This is a genomic window from uncultured Reyranella sp. (genome assembly GCF_945957355.1).
Classification (GTDB): Bacteria; Pseudomonadota; Alphaproteobacteria; order Reyranellales; family Reyranellaceae; genus Reyranella.
This window is the reverse complement of the sequence record NZ_CAMFKM010000006.1, coordinates 157,293-174,907: the sequence shown is the minus strand read 5'-3', so window position 1 is coordinate 174,907 and position 17,615 is coordinate 157,293. Positions and strand designations below refer to the sequence as shown.

Below are 17,615 nucleotides of genomic sequence, written 5' to 3'. Positions count from 1 at the left end.
GAGGGGCCGATGAGCGATATCGACACCAAGCCGCAGGCGGTGGAGCGGACGAAGACCAAGCAGCCGCCGCTCTACAAGGTGATCCTGCTGAACGACGACTACACCCCGCGCGAGTTCGTGGTCGTCGTCCTGAAGGCCGTGTTCCGCATGACAGAGGAACAGTCCTACCGCGTGATGATGACGGCCCATCAGCGCGGCGCCTGCGTCGTCGCGACCTACACCCGTGACATTGCCGAATCCAAGGCAAGTGAGGCCAACGACATGGCCCGTGGCGCCGGCCATCCCTTGGAGTTCAGTACCGAACCTGAGGAGTAGGGCCCGAGGAGGGGCAACCGTTGTGCGCGCGCATCGTTTGGCGGCATGGTTCGACGATCAGAGGTCCGTATCGGCGTATCGGGATGGCGCTACACCCCGTGGCGTGGCCAGTTCTACCCGGTAGGCCTGCCGCAAAAGGATGAACTCGCCCATCTCGCCACGATATTCCCGACGGTCGAGATCAACGGCACCTTCTACAGTCTGCAGGTGCCGGACTCGTTCAGGCAGTGGTTCGATGCCACGCCCGACGATTTCGTGTTCGCGGTCAAGGGACCGCGTTTTCTCACCCACATGAAGCGGCTGCGTGATCCGGTGGCGCCGCTGGCAAATTTCATGGCCTCGGGCGTGCTGCGGTTGGGCCGCAAGCTGGGGCCGATCCTCTGGCAGTTCCCACCCAGCTTCCGCTTCGAGCCGGAGAGGCTGGAGGGCTTCTTCGAGGTCCTGCCACGTGACACCGAGCAGGCGGTGCGGCTCGGCCGGCAGCACGATCATCGCCTGAGGGCTCGCGCGTGGCTGCGGTCGGAAAGTCCGGGCCCGATCCGGCATGCGGTGGAAATCCGCCACGAGAGCTTCCGTGATCCGGCCTTCATTGCCTTACTGCGCAGGCACCGGATCGCACTGGTCTGTGCGGACACGGTCGATTGGCCGCTGCTGATGGATCTGACGGCAGACTTCGTCTACTGCCGCCTCCACGGGGCGAGCGAGCTCTATCGCAGTGCCTACAGCGAGCGAGAGCTCTCGCGCTGGGCGATGCGCGTGGCGGCTTGGCGCGATGGGGCGCCCATGACCGACGGCACGTTCGCCGGACGGCCCTTGGCACGCCTCCGCCGGCGCGACGTCTACGTGTACTTTGACAATACCGACAAGCTGCATGCGCCGGGGGATGCGCGCACCCTGATGCAGAAGCTGGGGGGCTAGGATGGCGAGTGCCGCAGCGGAACTTAAGGCGGTGGCCGAGGAGGCAAGAGCCTGCACGCGCTGCCCGCTCTATCGCAGCGCTACACGGACCGTATTCGGTGAAGGGCCGGCGCGCGCGAAGCTGATGCTGGTGGGCGAGCAGCCGGGGGATCTGGAGGATTTGGCCGGCCGTCCGTTCGTCGGCCCGGCGGGCAAGCTGCTCGACCGGGCCCTGGCCGAGGCGGGCATCGATCGCGGCAAGGTCTATCTCACCAACGCCGTGAAGCACTTCAAGAACGAACCGCGCGGCAAGAAGCGGCTGCACAAGCGGCCGAACCGCTACGAGACAGAGGTCTGCAAAGTCTGGATCGACAAGGAGATGTCGCTGGTGCGACCGGTCCTCATACTGGCGCTGGGGGTCACCGCCGCGCAGAGCCTGACCGGGCGCCGCTCCATCGTGCTGTCGCGCGAGCGCGGGCGGATGCTGGAACTGCCTGGCGGCCATCGCGGCATGGTGACAACCCACCCATCCGCCCTCCTGCGGATGCCCGACGAGGCGGGGCGCCGAGCGGGATTCGCGGCCCTCGTGGCCGACCTGGAAGCGGCTGCGCTGATCGCCAACGCATGATCTTGCGTTCAAGTCGTTGGGATCATTGACGAATCCGCTCCTCCACGCCATAAGGGCGCGCGAAAGTTGGGTGGAAAATCAATGGGTTGACGGAAGCGTTCGCGGTCCGTATTTTCCGCCCGCTTTCGGAATTCACCCCGGCCCGGCCGGGGCTTTTTGTTGAGTTAGGGCCATGAAGATCCGTCATTCTCTCAAGTCGGTGAAGCTCCGTCACAAGGACTGCCGCATCGTGCGCCGCAAGGGCCGCGTCTACGTGATCAACAAGACCAACCCGCGCTTCAAGGCCCGCCAGGGCTGAAGACGGCGTCAGCGTCTTTGCGAAAAAAGCGGCGGAGGCTTCGGCTTTCGCCGCTTTTTCATTTGGCGTATGAGCGAAGGATGGAGATGCCGCCGCTCGATCCCGCCATTCTTGCCCGCCGGTCGGAGATCGTCGCCGCGCTGCGTGCCATCGTTCCAGGCGAGGGCGTCATCGACGATCTCGACGGCATGCGCCCCTTCGAATGCGACGCGCTGTCGGCGTACCGGCAGATGCCGCTGGTCGTGGTGCTGCCCGAGACCGTGGCCCAGGTGGCCGCCATCCTGCGCTACTGCCAGGACAACAAGGTGAAGGTCGTGCCGCGCGGCGGCGGCACCTCGCTGTCCGGTGGCTCGATGCCGGTGGGCGACGCAATCCTGCTGGCCATGGGCAAGTTCAACCGTGTGCTTGAGATCGACTACGCCAACCGCTGCGCCCGCGTGCAGCCCGGCGTCACCAACCTCGGCGTCACCAAGGCCGTCGAGCACGAAGGCTTCTACTACGCGCCCGATCCCAGCTCGCAGATCGCCTGCTCGATCGGGGGCAACGTCGCGGAGAATTCCGGCGGCGTGCACTGCCTGAAGTACGGGCTCACGACCAACAACCTGCTGGGCATCGAGATGGTGCTGATGAACGGCGAGGTGGTGCGGCTGGGCGGCAAACATCTCGATTCCGGCGGCTACGACCTGCTCGGCCTGATGACCGGCTCGGAAGGGCTTCTGGGCGTCGTGACCGAAGTCACCGTCCGCCTCCTGCGCAAGCCCTCGACCGCGCGCGCTGTGCTGCTGGGCTTCCCGACCGAGGCCGGCGCGGCCGACTGCGTCGCCGCCGTCATCGCCTCGGGCATCATCCCCGGCGGCATGGAGATGATGGACAAGGACGCGACCAAGTGCGCCGAGGCCTATGTCGGGGCGGGCTATCCGCTCGATGCCGAAGGGCTGCTGATCGTCGAACTAGACGGGCCGCCGGTCGAGGTCGATTACCTTGTCGAGCGGGTGGCCGAGATCGCCCGGGGCCGCGGCGCCACGACCATCCGGGTCAGCCACGACGAGCAGGAGCGGGTGCTCTTCTGGGCCGGCCGCAAGGCCGCATTCCCCGCCGTCGGCCAGATCTCGCCCGACTATATGTGTCTCGACGGCTCGGTGCCGCGCGGCAAACTGGTCGAGGTGCTGGCGGAGATGCGCCGGCTCTCGAAACAGTATGGCCTGCGCGTCGTGAACGTGTTCCATGCCGGCGACGGCAATCTCCATCCGCTGATCCTGTTCGACGCCAACGATCCCGACGAACTGCGGCGCTGCGAGGAGCTGGGCGCCGACATCCTGCGGCTCTGCGTGCGGGTCGGCGGCGTGCTGACTGGCGAGCATGGCGTCGGCATCGAGAAGCGCGACCTGATGGGCGTGCAGTTCACCGAGATCGATCTCGACCAGCAGATGCGCGTGAAATGCGCCTTCGATCCCGATCATCTGCTCAATCCCGGCAAGGTGTTCCCCAAGCTGCGCCGCTGCGCCGAACTCGGCCGGCTGGTCGTGACGCAGAACAACATCCCGTTCCCCGACATCCCGCGGTTCTGATCCGATGACTGGTACGATCAAGCCGCGCGACGCGAAGGAGCTGCGGCAGGCGGTGGAGTGGGCGCTGGGCGAGGGCGTTACGCTCGACGTGCGTGGCGAGGGCAGCAAGCTCGCGCTCGGCAAGCCGATGCGGTGCGATCACGTCCTGGACCTCTCCGGTATCTCCGGCATCGTCGACTACGCGCCCGAGGAGCTGGTCGTCACCTTGCGTGCCGGCACGCCGATGCGCGAGGTCGAGGCGCTGCTCGCTCAGCGCAACCAGATGCTGGCCTTCGAGCCGCCCGATCTCGGTCCGATGTTGGGGCGTGAGCCGGGGCTGGGCACGCTGGTCGGTGCCGTCATGGGCAATCTCGCGGGCTCGCGCCGCCTCTCGGCCGGTGCGGCGCGCGATCACCTGCTGGGCTTCAGCGGCGTCAACGGGCGCGGCGAAGCGTTCAAGTCCGGCGGCCGCGTGATGAAGAACGTCACCGGCTACGATCTCTCCAAGGTCCTTGCCGGATCCTGGGGCACGCTGGCCGTGCTCGACGAAGTCTCGGTCAAGGTTTTGCCCGCGCCGGACCAGACGGCGACGTTGCTGTTGCTGGGCCTCGACGACGCTGCGGCCGTTCAGGCGATGTGCGCGGCGATGGGCAGCCCGCACGAAGTCTCGGGCGCTGCCCACCTGCCGGGTCGCACGGCGCTGCGCCTCGAAGGCGTGGCGCCTTCGGTCGAAGCGCGTCTCAAGGGCCTGCGCGATCTGATGGTCGACGCTGGCGCGAAAATGGAGGAACTCGGCACCCTGGAGAGTCGGGCCTTCTGGCGCGAGGTGCGTGACGTCACGCCATTGAACGCCGGTCCCGACGAAATCGTCTGGAAGATCTCCTGTCCTCCGACCGAAGGTCCGGCGATCCTGGCGCGCGTCAAGGCGCAGCGTCCCGCCGCACAGGCCTTCTACGACTGGTCGGGCGGGCTGATCTGGCTGGCACTGCCGCCCTCGGACGATGCCGATCACCGGCTGGTTCGTGGAGCGCTGGGCGCGACCGGCGGTCACGCGACCCTGATCCGCGCGCCCGAGACAGTGCGCGCTGCCGTGTCGGTCTTCCAGCCCCAGCCTGCCGCGCTGCTGGCGTTGGCGGCACGTGTAAAGGAAAGCTTCGACCCCAAGGGTCTCTTCAATCCAGGCCGGATGGGCTGACGTGCAAACCAATTTCACCCTGGCCCAGCTTGCCGATCCCGAGAATGCGCGCAGCGAGCACATCCTGCGCAAGTGCGTGCATTGCGGCTTCTGTACCGCCACCTGCCCGACCTTCGTGCTGCTGGGCGACGAACGCGACAGTCCGCGCGGCCGCATCTATCTCATCAAGGCGATGCTGGAGGGCGATCGCGCGCCCACGATGCAGGAGGTGCGGCACGTCGATCGCTGCCTGTCCTGCCTGTCCTGCATGACGACCTGCCCGTCGGGCGTGAACTACATGCATCTGGTCGATCACGGCCGCCACCGCATCGAGGAGACCTATGCGCGGGCGCCGGCCGACCGTTTCATGCGCGGGCTGCTGGCCTGGCTGATGCCACGGCCCACCGCTTTCCGCTGGGCCATGATGCTGGGACGTCTCGCCAAGCCGCTGGCGCCGCTGCTGCCGGCCACCAGCCCCGATCCGGGTGGCGCCACCTTTCTCCGCAGGCTGCGCGCCATGCTCGATGCAGTTCCCGCGCGCCTGCGCGGTCCGTCGCCGGTGGACCGGCCGCAGACTTTTCCGGCCAAGGGCCTGCGCCGCAAGCGCGTGGCGCTGATGCCGGGCTGCGGACAGCAGGTGCTGGCGCCGGAGGTCAACGAGGCCACGGTGCGGCTGCTGACCCGTCACGACATCGAAGTGGTGAACGTCGCGGGCTCGGGCTGCTGCGGTTCGTCGGTTCTCCATGTCGGGCGCAACGAACAGGCGATCGCGCTGGCCAAGGCCAACATCACCGCCTGGCTGCGAGAGATGGACGGTGCCGGCCTCGATGCCATCGTCATCAATGCCTCGGGTTGCGGCACGACGGTCAAGGACTACGGCAACATGCTGGCCGGCGAGCCGGAATGGCAGGAAAAGGCACAGCAGGTCGCGAAGCTCGCGAGGGACGTCAGCGAAGTGATGGCCGAGATCGGGCTCGTGAACGTCGAACCCAAGGGCCTCACCGTCGCCTACCATTCGGCCTGCTCGATGCAGCATGGCCAGAAGGTGATCGAGCCGCCCAAGCGGCTGCTGCGCGACGCAGGCTTCGTCGTGAAGGACGTGCCCGAGGGCCATCTCTGCTGCGGCTGGGCCGGCACCTACCAGGTGCTGCAGCCCGAACTCTCGCGCCGCCTGCGCGACCGCAAGGTGGCCAACATCGAGAGCCTGAAGCCCGACGTGATCGCGGCCGGCAACTTCGGCTGCATCGGCAACATCGCCGCGGGCACCGGCATACCCATCGCCCATACGGTCGAGCTGCTCGACTGGGCCACCGGCGGTCCGAAGCCGGCCGCGCTCGACTGACCGCGAACGTGGGGGAGGCATGAACGCTCTTCGCGCTTGCCTTGCCGCCCTGATCGGACTGATGCTCGGGGCCAACGTGCAGGCGCAGAACGCCGGGAGCGGCACCATGCTCGACACCCTGTTCATCAAGCTGCAGAGCGCCACCGATCCGTCCGCCATCAGGTCGCTCGAGGCGGCGATCTGGGAACAGTGGGTGATGGTGCCCGACATGGGCCAGCGCGCGGTCATGATGCGCGGCATCGCCGAGATGCAGCAGCAGGAGCTGAAGGCCTCGATCGAGACCTTCACGCGCCTGATCGACCTGGCGCCCGATTTGTCAGAAGCGTGGAACAAGCGGGCGACCGCGCACTGGCTGATGGGTAACTTCCCGGCCTCGCTGGCCGATATTTGCGAGACGGTGAAACGCGAGCCGCGCCATTTCGGCGCCTATTCCGGCTTGGGCATGATCCGCGCGGAAATGGGTGAGAATGCACGGGCGGTGGCTGCCTTCGAGCTGGCGCGCAAGTGGAACCCGCATATCGCAGGAATCGACGGCGAGATCGCGCGCCTGAAGGCATTGGGCGGGGATAACGGCGCGGATGCCGATCCGTTGGGTTGCGGCCGGCCCTCGACGTAGGTCAAAGTCGCTCGAGCGTTCAGTTCAGGAGTTGGGTCAATGGCCACGTTGTATGTCGGCGGTCGTCTTTTCGATGGCGAGAAGGTGCAGGACGGGCAGGCGGTGCTGGAAGAGGGCGGCCGCATCAAGCGCGTCGCCGCGGCGGGCGAGTTCAAGGGCTTTGCCGGCGAGACGGTCGATACTTCGGGCGCCACGCTGATTCCCGGTATCATCGACTGCCACGTCCACTCGCTGTCGGGCGCCGAGGGCAATCCCGGCGCCGTCCAGGATCGCCTGAGCGCCGCCCAGCTCACGGTGCGCGGCATGGAGTTCATGCGCCAGACCCTGGAAGGCGGCGTCACCGCCGTGCGCGACTGCGGCGGCAAGGACTATATCGAGTTCGCGATCCGCGACGCCTACAACGCCGGCCGCTTCCTCGGCCCGACGATGCGCTGCGCCGGCCGCATGATCTGCATGACCGGCGGCCACGGCAATCGCGTCGGCCGCGTTGCCGACGGTGTCGACGAGGTGGTGAAGGCGGTGCGCGAGCAGGTCCATGCCGGCTCCGACCTGGTGAAGATCATGGCCACCGGCGGCGTGATGACCGCCGGCGTCAATCCCGAGGACGCGCACTACAGCGCCGAGGAAATGAAGGCCGGCATCTCGGAGGCGCATCGCTTCCACAAATGCTGCGCCAGCCACGCGCAGGGTGCTCTGGGCATCCTGAACGCGGTGCGCGGCGGCATCGATTCGATCGAGCACGGCATCTTCATGGACGAGGAATGCTGCCGCGAGATGAAGGAGCGCGGCGTCTGGCTGGTGCCGACCCTGGCGGCGGTGAAGAACATCCTCAAGGGCTACGACGAGGGTGACCGGTCGATTCCCGACTACGTCATCGAGAAGAGCCGCCGCGTGTTCGACCGCCACATCGCCGCGACCAAGATGTATTATTCGGCCGGCGGCCGCATTGCGATGGGCACCGACGCAGGCACACCGCACAATCGCCATGGCGAGAATGCGCGCGAGCTCGAGTTCATGTGCGACATCGGCATTTCGAGCCGCGACTCCCTGTTCTTCGCGACCGCGAGTGCGGCCGACCTTATGCGGCTTAGCGATCACGGCCGCATCAGGGAAGGCAACGTGGCGGACTTCGTCATTTGCGACGGCGACGCGCTGGCCGACATCAAGCGCGCCGCACGCAAGGAGAACCACCGGATGGTGGTAAAGCGCGGCCTCGTCGCCCGCGACAACCGCGCGGCCTTCTCGAGCGAAGCCGTTCGCGTCGCGGCGGAATAAAGAGCAGGGCAGGGCGATCCCGGAGCCTTCGTGGAAGAAATCTTCCTCATCCTCGTCGGGATCGCCTGGGCGCTCGGCACGCCGCTGATCGCCATCATGGCGCTGGTCCGCACGTCGGGCCTGCGCGCGCAGAACGATCGACTGGCCTCCGAAATGGCGGCGCTGCGGCGCCAGATCGCTGCCATTGGCGAACAGCCACTTCCACCACCCGCCGAAGCCGCTCCGTTTCCGGTAACGCCGGTCGAGACGCTCGTGCCGCCACCGCCGGCTCCGCCCTTTGTTCCGGAGCCCCAGGCCGAGCCCGAGGCGATCGTCATCGGTGCGGACCTGCCGGCATCCCCGCCAACGTCCGCGTTGCCTCCCGCACTCCCGACCGTCGAGCCGGTGAAGGGCGGATGGGAGCAGCGGCTGGGATCACGCGCCTTCATCTGGGTCGGCGCGATCACCCTGGCCCTGGCGGCCGTCTTCCTCGTCCGCTACTCGATCGAGGAGGGGTACCTCTCGCCCGAGGTGCGGGTCATCCTCGCGGCCCTGTTCGGCTTCGCCCTGATTGCAGGCGCGGAGCGCATGCGGCCGCACGACGATCGCGTCTCGCAGGCGCTGGCCGCCGCCGGTGTGGCGGCACTCTACGGATCGCTGCTCTCGGCCGTGGCGCTCTACGACATGATCTCCAAGGTGGCGGCCGGCGGCGGCGCGGCGGCCCTGACAGCCTTCGCGATCACGCTCTCGCTGCGGCATGGAATCTTCGTGGCGGCGCTGGCCTTCGTCGGCGGCTTCCTGAGCCCCGCGATCATCGGTAGCGAGCAGCCCAACACGCCTGTCCTGTTCGGCTATCTGCTGGCCATTGCTGCGGGCACGCTCACGGTGATCCGGCTCCGCGGCTGGTGGATGCTCGGTTGGGGCGTGCTGGCGGGCTCTGCGCTGTGGACCTGCATCTGGATGCTGGCCGATCCCGACCAGCCGGAATTGCATTGGGTCGGACTCTTCCTGGTGGCTCTCGCGGGCCTCTTCGTCTGGGCGTCCTGGCGGCGCCTGCAGGAGAGCGAGAACCCGGCAAAGGATGTGCTGGCGCTCGTCTGGGCCTCGCTGGCCGTCACCGGCGGCCTGCTCGTGATGGCCATCGCGCAGGACGGCGGCGCGCAGACGGCCGGCTGGGTGGCCCTGGCCGTGCACGGGATCGGCATTTTTGCCTTCTCGCGCTGGGCGCCGCGTTTCCAGTTCGCCGCCGGCCTCGCCCCGGCCCTGTCGCTGGCGGCGCTGGCGCTCTGGTGGTGGACGGCGAGCGGTGTGCCTTCCGAGTGGAACGACGGCCGCTTCGGCTGGCTTGTCACGGTGTTCGGCGGCCTGTACGCCGCTGCGGCCTTCGCGCTGCTGTGGAACGCCGCCCGGCCGGGTTTCTGGGCAGCCCTTTCAGTGTCGGCCGCGCTCTCGCACTTCCTGCTCGCCTGGTACGGGCTGCGCGGTACGCCCGGCATTCCCTGGGGCCTGATCAGCGTCGGCCTTGCGGCACCGTTCCTTGTAGGCGCCGAGCGTCTCACCCGCTGGCGCGGGACCATGCCGGGCGCCACCGAAGCCCTGGGTTTCCTGGCAGCGGGCGTGACCTTCTTCATCGGCGCGGCCATTCCGCTCGAGCTCAATCGCGAATGGATCACCGTCGCCTACGCGATCGAGCTGGCCGCGGTCGCCGCCATCTCCGCGCAGCTCGGGCTGGTAACCCTGCGCCGGCTCTGCTGGCCGCTGCTCGCGATCGTGATCGTGCGCTTCGTCGTGAACCCCGAGATCCTGAAATACCCGATCGGCCTGACGCCGATCCTCAACTGGATGCTCTGGGGCTACGGCCTCTCCGTCGCCGCGCTGGTCGTGGCGCTACGCTTCCTGCGCCCGACCGGCGACATGCGGCTGGTGCGGGCCGTCGAAGCGGCGGCGGCTCTGCTCGTCTTCGTCCTGCTGACGCTCGAAGTGCGCAGCCTCTTCCAGCCGACCGCCATGATGATGCCCGATGCGAGCTTCATGGAACGGGCCTGCTACGTGCTGGTCTGGGGCGCCTTTGCCCTGGCGGCCCTGTGGAAGGCGCGGCTCGACGGCGACCTCGTGGCGCTGTGGGCGTGGCGCCTGAGCGGCGGGGTGGCGGTCGCGGTGGTGCTGATCGTCCAGGTGCTGGTCGCCAATCCCGTGTTCGAGCCGGCCGATGTTGGCCGGCTGCCGATCCTCAACGGGCTGCTGCTGGCCTATGCCGCGCCGGCCGCGATGGCTGCCTTGGCGCGCCGCTGGATCGACGTCGAGCCCGATCGGCGGGTCGATCTCCTCGTCGAAGCGGCAGCCTCTGTCCTGGCCTTTGCCTATGTCTCCTTCGAAGTGCGCCACTTCTTCGATCCCGGGTTCGAGAGACGCGGTTTCGACGCCCACGGGCTGGAACTCTACGCCTACTCGATCGCCTGGCTGCTGTTCGGCGTAGCCCTGCTGGCGCTCGGCTTCCTGAGGCAGGCAGCGGCGCTTCGCCATGCCGGCATGGTGCTCGTCTGCATCGTGGTCGCCAAGGTGTTCCTGATCGACATGGCGGGGCTGCAGGGCCTCTTGCGGGTCTTCTCATTCCTCGGACTCGGAGCCGCCCTGATCGGTCTGGGGTACGCCTACCGTCGTTTCGGATTCGACAGCAAATGACCGGAGCGTCGTTTCCCGAACTCGGCCTGTCGATCGATGCGCTGCGGGCGCTGCAGCTTGACCGGTTGCGCACCACGTTGCGTCACGCCTACGACAACCAGGCGCCGTACCGCGCCAAGTGCGAGGCCGCGGGCGTCCATCCGGACCAGCTTGCTGGTCTAGACGATCTGGCGCGCTTTCCCTTCACGGAGAAGGGAGACCTGCGGGACGCCTATCCCTACGGCATGCTGGCGATCCCGCGCGAGCGCTGTGTGCGTCTGCACGCCTCCAGCGGCACCACCGGCCGCCCGACTGTAGTGGGCTATTCGGCAAAAGACATCGCCACCTGGGGCGACCTGATGGCCCGCTCGCTGTTCGCGGGCGGTGCGCGGCCGGGCGACATCATCCACAATGCCTACGGCTACGGCCTTTTCACGGGCGGGCTGGGGGCGCATTACGGCGCGGAGCGGCTGGGCTGTACCGTGGTGCCGATGTCCGGCGGCTTCGGCGAGCGGCAGGTCCAGCTCATCCGCGAGTTCGGCGCCCGGATCGTGCTGATGACGCCATCCTACATGCTGGCGATCGCCGACGAATTCGAACGTCAGGGCGTCGATCCGCGCGACACGGCGATGCGCATCGGAATCTTCGGTGCCGAACCGTGGACAGAGGGGATGCGAGCCGAAATCGAGCGGCGGCTCGGCATCGACGCCGTCGACATCTACGGGCTGAGCGAGGTGATGGGACCGGGCGTCGCCTGCGAGTTCGTGGAGACGAAGGACGGGCCGACGATCTGGGAGGATCATTTCTATCCCGAGATCGTCGATCCCGTGACCGGCCAGCCGGTGGCCGAGGGAGAGCCGGGCGAACTGGTCTTCACGACGCTGACCAAGGAAGCGATGCCCGTGGTGCGCTATCGCACGCGGGACCTCACGCGCCTGACGCCGGGCTCGGTCACCGCGATGCGGCGCATGGCCAAGATCACCGGCCGCAGCGATGACATGCTGATCGTGCGCGGCGTCAATCTCTTCCCGAGCCAGGTCGAGGAACAGATCCTGCGCGATCCGGCCCTGAGCGGCCACTATGTCATCGAGCTGACGAGGACGGGCGCGCTCGACGATCTGCTGGTGCGCGTCGAGGCGCGGCAGGTTCAGGAGCAGGGGGCTCGGCTTCAGTCGGCCACCGAACTGACCCGAAGGCTCAAGGGGATGTGCGGCCTCACGGCCGATGTCGAGGTTGCCGCGCCCGGGACGATCGAGCGGTCGTTGGGCAAGGCGCGCCGCGTCATCGACAAGCGCCCGAAAGCCTAGAATTCCGACGCCGACCGGATTTGGTCGGCGAGGGCTACCGGCCGCCCGCCGCAGAAACCATCTTGTCGCCAGCCGCTCTCCTGCCTACGCTCCGATCAGCTAACGGGCTGGCCAGAACGAGCGGACTCCAATCGCGGACTGCATTGCGAACTGAGGCAGACCACTTTGGCGCGAATGTTCGATTTTCTGCAGCGATCTCGATATCGCGGGAGCCTCGACGCGTTGAGCGGCGGGCGCGTCCATGGTTGGGCGCAAGACGGTAGTCGCCCCTGCGAGCGGCTCTCCGTTGAAATCTACGCTGGCGGCATTCTCGCCGGCGTCGCACGCGCCGATACGTTTCGGTCCGATTTGGCTGCTACCGGCATTGGCGACGGCAAACATGCCTTTTCTTTTGCCCTTCCCCCAGAGGTGGGCGACGACGGTCCCATCGCTGCCCGGGTGGCAGACACCGAGTACTGGCTAACCAACGGCAACCGGCATGGCACCGCCAACTCGCCGAGGCCCGGCCGAGGAGAAAGTATCTCGCCCGACTGGGCGCGCGCCCTTACCGGCGACAGCGAGTTCAGGGAAGAGCAGGCCATGCTGGGGCATTGCTGGACGCTTCTCGGGATTACTCCGGACCTGGAGAAGGACGGAGACTGGTTTCGCACGACCTTGGGCGGTCGGTCGGTCTTCGTGCAGAGATTCGGTGACACGATCAAAGGATTTGAGAATCGCTGCGCGCATCGGTTTTTTCCTTTGCGAACGTGCGACAAGGGTAACGGCCCGATCGTTTGTGGCTTTCACCATTGGCACTACAATCGAGACGGCCATGCGGTCGGCATCCCCAATTGTCTGGAACTGTTCGGCACCAATCCACGCGAGGTCGGCGCCAAATTGGTCGCTTTGGACATCGCCACCTGCGGATCTCTCGTCTTTGGCAGGTTTCCAGGAGGGAATACGTCGGAAAGCCTCGAGGACTATCTCGGCGAAGGCTTTCCCATCCTCGATGCCATGTGCACGATGCCCAAGCATCCACAGCGTTTGAACGGCCAAATTGGCGCCAATTGGAAGCTGTCGATGGAAATTACGATGGACGACTACCACAATGTCGCGATCCATCACAAAAATCGCTACGCCAAGAACAGCGAAATTGCGTACTTCCGCTTCGGCATGCATAGCGCGCACTTTACGGGCCACGACGGCACGCTGGCCTCGATGTCGGTGGCGTGCCGGGAGAATCGCTATATTCCAAGCGACTATCGCATCTTCAATATCTTTCCCAACCTTGCTGTTTCAATCTTCAACGCACGACCTTACTGGTTTTGCCACGTCCAGCTGTTTGCGCCGGCATCCCCAAGCCAAACACGCCATATGACGTGGCTTTTCCAGACAGGATTTCCAGCGAAAGAGCGCGCACTCGATCGCTGGACACGTCCATTCTTGGACGTGATCCGCGCGCATCTCGTGCGACACTTCACGAAGAAAATCACCGACGAAGACCGCCGAGCCTGCGAGCAGATGCAAAAGATCGCCCATCAGTTTGAGGGCTCTCCGATCCTCGGCGCGCATGAGAAGCGCATCGAGTGGTTCGAGGAGGCCTATGATGTCGCCATGTCGAGAGGCCAGGCGACAATCGACGCCGGCAGACAGGAGTGACTGCCAAGTCGGCTGTGGGTCAAAGGACCAGTCTGGGTTCCCTCATCCCGAGGGGCATTGGGCGGCGATGCCTCTCGACGGATGAGGCGAGTGGACAGAGTTGAGGTGGAAAGACTCTAGAGTCCCGAGGCCAGGCGAAGTCGGGCCTTCAGTAGCCCGGGATCGTCGGGAAGCTGGCTGATCTCAGGCGCAATGAGGTTCACCTGTGTTACGGGGGCTGCTGCCTTTGCACGGCCCACCGAGGCGTCGATGACGACCGCGAGCGTGATCAGGGCGGCGGCGATCACGAGCAGGTCGATCCACGAAAAGCGTGACTTGCGAAGTTCATAGGGGACGGCGATCGCCCGCTTCTTCTTCTGGCCTTGGTTCATGTTGGCCTCTGGGAACGGTGTTTCGGCTGGGCTGTAAAGGTTGCCTTATGATTCCAATTTCGGTCGGAGCCGCGACCGCACTGAGGCGACACCAAGGTCGTTTGTGTCAGCCATGTCCGAGCGTCGCGCCGGCCACTGCGGCAAAGGTGAGAATAGACGCCGCGATCACGAGGAAATCGATCCAGCCGAGCGAGAGTCGGCGGCGTTTCATGGCCTGTCTCCGGTAGCGTGTGTGGGAGGCGTTGCCGGCGTGGAAGACGCGCCCCGCTGCGCAAGCACGCCACCGGCGAAGATCACGATGCACACCAGGATCAAAAGAGCGTCAACGGTGGCGAAATTGCGGCGAGACATGGAACCTCTCGTTGTGTTCGTACGGAACACTACGGAGAGGGGATGGTGACCATCCCTAGCCAAAATCAAGCGCGCACAGCGCGTCAGACGTAGGCGATGCGCAGGATATTGGTCGCACCCGGCGTGCCGAACGGGACGCCCGCCGTGATGACGAGGCGCTCGCCTTCTTTGGCGATCCCTTCGTGACGCGCGACACGCACGGCGCGCTGGACCATGTCCGCGAAGTTGTGCGCATCCTCGGTTCGGACCGGATGGACACCCCAGGTGAGCGTCATGCGCCGCGCCGTGTTGAGGTTGGGCGTCAGGCAGAGGATCCGCACATCGGGCCGTTCGCGCGCCGCCCGCAGGGTCGTCGAGCCGGTGTTGGTGTAGGTGACGATGGCGGCGGCCGAAAGCGTGTGGGCGCACTGGCGTGCCGCGGCGCTGATCGCGTCGGCGGTCGTGGCCTCGGGCTCGCGTCGGCTCGCATCCATCAGGCGGCGATAGAGCGGGTCGCCTTCGACGCTCTTCAGGATGCGGTCCATGATCGTGACCGCCTCGATGGGGTAATCGCCCGACGCGGATTCGGCGGACAGCATGACCCCGTCGGTGCCGTCATAGACGGCGGTGGCCACGTCGGAGACTTCGGCGCGCGTCGGAGTCGGCGAGTGGATCATCGACTCCAGCATCTGCGTCGCGACGATGGTCGGTTTTCCGGCGGCGCGGCAGGCAGCCAGGATTCGCTTCTGCAGCGGCGGCACGGCCTCGGGTGGCATCTCGACGCCGAGATCGCCGCGGGCGACCATGATACCGTCGCTCTGCTCGATGATTTCGTCGAGATGCTCGATCGCCTGTGGCTTCTCGAGCTTGGCCATCACGGCTGCGCGGCCAGCCACCAGCTTCTTCAACTCGGCGATGTCGTGGGCGTGCTGGACGAAGGACAGTGCCACCCAGTCGACGCCCAGCGACAGGCCGAACACCAGGTCCTTGTGATCCTTCGGCGTCATCGGCGACACCGGCAGGACGAGGTTCGGCAGGTTGACGCCCTTGCGATCGCTGATCGTGCCCGCGACCTCGACCACCGTGTCGATGGTCTCGGCATCATGCTCGACGATGCGCAGGCGCACCTTACCGTCGTCGATCAGCAACAGGCCATCCGGCTTCGCCGCCTTGAAGATCTCGGGATGGAGCAGGGGGATGCGCTTGGCCGTGCCCGGCGCCGCATCCATGTCAAAGCGCAGCTTCTGGCCCTTCTTCAGGTCCATCGGTCCCTTGGCAAAGGTGCCGAGGCGCAGCTTGGGGCCCTGCAGGTCCATCAGGATGGCGATCGGGTGCTTGTATTCCTTTTCAAGCGCGCGAAGCTGATCGACCCGCTGGCGGTGATCCTCCGGCTGGCCGTGGCTGAAGTTCAGCCGGAAGACATCGGCGCCGGCTTCGAACAGGGTCCGCAGGCGCTCTGGCGTCGAGGAAGCAGGGCCGAGCGTGGCGACGATTTTGGTGAATCGATTGCGGTGCATGGGACCAGTCTATCTGGAGGGCGACGACACTTTGAAGTCACCGGCCGCCTCGTAAACTTTGACGACGGCGGCGTCATCCAGCTTGCCGTGACCGGCGCCGGCGGCCGCGATGAAGAGTTGGTGCGCGGCGGCGGCCAGCGGCAGCGGCAGGCGCAGCTCATGGCCGGTGTCGAGTACCAGGCCCAGATCCTTCACGAAGATCTCGACTGCGGAGAGCGGCGTGTAATCGTCGTCGAGCATGTGCGGCACGCGATTGCCGAACATCCAGGAATTGCCGGCGCTGGCCGAGATGACGTCATAGACCGCGCGCGTATCGGCGCCTGCCTTGGCGGCGAGCGCCATCGCTTCGGCGGCCGTCGCGATGTGCACGCCGGCCAGGAGCTGGTTCACCGTCTTCACCAGCGAGCCGATGCCCGCCTTGTCGCCGAGGCGAAACACTTTCGCAGAGGTCGCGGACAGGATGGACTCGGCCGCGGCAAAGGCGCCGGCATTGCCGGAGGACATGAAAGTGAGTTCGCCGGATTCCGCGCGTGCCCGCCCGCCGGACATCGGTGCATCGAGCAGCTCGTGCCCGGTCGTCGCGAGACGCTCGTCGAGCTTGCGGACGAAAGTGGCGGGGCAGGTGGCGCACTGCATGACGAGGCCGCCCTTTCGGAGCGTGGCGACGGCGCCCCCTTCGCCATAGAGCACAGCTTCGACCTGCTGGGCATTGACGACGGCGACGACCACGACGTCGGCGGTCTTCGCGGCTTCGGCGGGAGACGCGGCCGTCGTGCCGCCTGCCGCGACGAAGGCCTCGCGCGCCGCGGCACTGGGATCGACACCGATCACCTTGTGGCCATGTTTCAGCAGGTTCTTCGCCATGCCGAGGCCCATCGAGCCCAGGCCTACGAATGCGACGACGGGTGTGTTCTTGTCGGTCATGGATCAGGCCTTGATGCCGTATTTGCCGGCCCAGCCGAGGCCGGCGCCGGTCGTGGTCTTCGGCTTGTATTCGAGTCCGACATATCCCTCGTAGCCCAGCCGGTCGAGCACATCGAGCAGGTAGAGGTGATTGACTTCGCCGATGTCGGGCTCGTTGCGGTCGGGATTGCCCGCGATCTGGACGTGTGCGGTGAGGGGGAAGAGGTGCTCCATCCGCTTCTGCAGATCGCCCTCGGTGACCTGCAGGTGATAGAGGTCGAGCTGAAGGCGCAGATGCGGCGCGCCGACTTCGTCGATGATCGCCTTCACCTGGTCGGTCGTGTTGGTGAAGTAGCCGGGAATGTCGCGATGGTTGATCGGCTCCAGCACGATGGTGAGATCCATCTTGGCCGTGCGGTCGCAGATCTTCCTGAGGTTCGAGATGAAGGTGCGGTGCATCGCCTTCACGTCGGCGCCGGGCGCGATCATCCCGGACATCACGTGCAGGGTCCGGCACTCCAGCGCCTGGGCATAGTCCAGCGCCTTGTCGATGGCGGCGGCGAACTCGGCCTCACGGCCGGGCAGGGCGGCCAGTCCGCGCTCACCCTTGCTCGCGTCGCCCGGCGGCAGATTGAACAGCGCCTGCGTGAGCTTGTGCTTCTTCAGTTCTGCAGCGATCTCGGCCGCCGGCGCCTCGTAGGGAAACAGGATCTCGACGGCCTTGAAGCCGTGTGCCGCGGCGGCGCCGAAGCGCTGCAGGAACGGCACTTCCTGGTAGATCCACGAAAGATTGGCGGCGAGCTTGGGCATTCTTCTG

The 17,615-nt window shown here is 66.4% G+C and carries 16 protein-coding genes; 12 read left to right on the top strand and 4 right to left on the bottom strand.

What is annotated here, in order from left to right; genetic code table 11:
* The first annotated feature begins 9 nt into the window (after positions 1 to 9).
* The 12 genes from clpS to Q0Q48_RS12235 all read left to right on the top strand — a co-directional run bounded on the left by clpS (position 10) and on the right by Q0Q48_RS12235 (position 13,677).
* Positions 10 to 315: an ATP-dependent Clp protease adapter ClpS gene (clpS, locus tag Q0Q48_RS12290; RefSeq protein ID WP_295137917.1), complete on the top strand. Its 306-nt coding sequence runs from the start codon at positions 10 to 12 to the stop codon at positions 313 to 315.
* Between the two features lie 45 nt (positions 316 to 360).
* Positions 361 to 1,233 (top strand): DUF72 domain-containing protein, encoded by an 873-nt coding sequence (locus tag Q0Q48_RS12285; protein WP_295137915.1) that lies wholly within the window; start codon positions 361 to 363, stop codon positions 1,231 to 1,233.
* A 1-nt stretch (position 1,234) separates the two neighbouring features.
* Positions 1,235 to 1,840, top strand: a complete 606-nt coding sequence (locus Q0Q48_RS12280; protein ID WP_295137913.1) for a UdgX family uracil-DNA binding protein — start codon at positions 1,235 to 1,237, stop codon at positions 1,838 to 1,840.
* 172 nt (positions 1,841 to 2,012) lie between these two features.
* The gene (ykgO, locus tag Q0Q48_RS12275; RefSeq protein WP_068191747.1) at positions 2,013 to 2,138 is read left to right on the top strand and encodes a type B 50S ribosomal protein L36; all 126 of its coding nucleotides are present in this window, start codon (positions 2,013 to 2,015) and stop codon (positions 2,136 to 2,138) included.
* Positions 2,139 to 2,218: 80 nt separating this feature from the next.
* Complete coding sequence (locus Q0Q48_RS12270; protein WP_295137909.1) at positions 2,219 to 3,706, top strand: FAD-linked oxidase C-terminal domain-containing protein; 1,488 nt, start codon at positions 2,219 to 2,221, stop codon at positions 3,704 to 3,706.
* Positions 3,707 to 3,710: 4 nt separating this feature from the next.
* Positions 3,711 to 4,880, top strand: coding sequence for a glycolate oxidase subunit GlcE (gene glcE, locus Q0Q48_RS12265; protein WP_295137907.1), 1,170 nt, complete (start codon positions 3,711 to 3,713; stop codon positions 4,878 to 4,880).
* A gap of 1 nt (position 4,881) precedes the next feature.
* Entirely contained in the window at positions 4,882 to 6,201 is a 1,320-nt protein-coding gene (locus Q0Q48_RS12260) for a heterodisulfide reductase-related iron-sulfur binding cluster (protein ID WP_295137905.1), read from the top strand.
* A 19-nt stretch (positions 6,202 to 6,220) separates the two neighbouring features.
* The gene (locus tag Q0Q48_RS12255; protein ID WP_295137903.1) at positions 6,221 to 6,817 is read left to right on the top strand and encodes a tetratricopeptide repeat protein; all 597 of its coding nucleotides are present in this window, start codon (positions 6,221 to 6,223) and stop codon (positions 6,815 to 6,817) included.
* Positions 6,818 to 6,856: 39 nt separating this feature from the next.
* Positions 6,857 to 8,092: an amidohydrolase family protein gene (locus Q0Q48_RS12250; RefSeq protein WP_295137901.1), complete on the top strand. Its 1,236-nt coding sequence runs from the start codon at positions 6,857 to 6,859 to the stop codon at positions 8,090 to 8,092.
* Between the two features lie 30 nt (positions 8,093 to 8,122).
* On the top strand, positions 8,123 to 10,753 hold the full coding sequence (locus tag Q0Q48_RS12245; protein WP_295137899.1) for a DUF2339 domain-containing protein: 2,631 nt from the start codon (positions 8,123 to 8,125) through the stop codon (positions 10,751 to 10,753).
* Positions 10,750 to 12,039 (top strand): phenylacetate--CoA ligase PaaK, encoded by a 1,290-nt coding sequence (paaK, locus tag Q0Q48_RS12240; RefSeq protein WP_295137897.1) that lies wholly within the window; start codon positions 10,750 to 10,752, stop codon positions 12,037 to 12,039. Before Q0Q48_RS12245 ends, paaK begins: the two co-directional genes overlap by 4 nt.
* Before the next feature lie 174 nt (positions 12,040 to 12,213).
* On the top strand, positions 12,214 to 13,677 hold the full coding sequence (locus Q0Q48_RS12235; RefSeq protein WP_295137895.1) for a Rieske 2Fe-2S domain-containing protein: 1,464 nt from the start codon (positions 12,214 to 12,216) through the stop codon (positions 13,675 to 13,677).
* Between the two features lie 116 nt (positions 13,678 to 13,793).
* Here the strand turns inward: Q0Q48_RS12235 and Q0Q48_RS12230 are convergent, their stop codons facing one another.
* The 4 genes from Q0Q48_RS12230 to otnI form a co-directional block, all read right to left on the bottom strand.
* The gene (locus Q0Q48_RS12230; RefSeq protein WP_295137893.1) at positions 13,794 to 14,048 is read right to left on the bottom strand and encodes a hypothetical protein; all 255 of its coding nucleotides are present in this window, start codon (positions 14,046 to 14,048) and stop codon (positions 13,794 to 13,796) included.
* Positions 14,049 to 14,482: 434 nt separating this feature from the next.
* Complete coding sequence (gene pyk / locus Q0Q48_RS12225) at positions 14,483 to 15,895, bottom strand: pyruvate kinase (RefSeq protein ID WP_295137891.1); 1,413 nt, start codon at positions 15,893 to 15,895, stop codon at positions 14,483 to 14,485.
* 9 nt (positions 15,896 to 15,904) lie between these two features.
* Complete coding sequence (gene ltnD / locus Q0Q48_RS12220; protein ID WP_295137888.1) at positions 15,905 to 16,819, bottom strand: L-threonate dehydrogenase; 915 nt, start codon at positions 16,817 to 16,819, stop codon at positions 15,905 to 15,907.
* A 3-nt stretch (positions 16,820 to 16,822) separates the two neighbouring features.
* Complete coding sequence (otnI, locus tag Q0Q48_RS12215) at positions 16,823 to 17,608, bottom strand: 2-oxo-tetronate isomerase (protein ID WP_295137886.1); 786 nt, start codon at positions 17,606 to 17,608, stop codon at positions 16,823 to 16,825.
* Between the last annotated feature and the right edge of the window lie 7 nt (positions 17,609 to 17,615).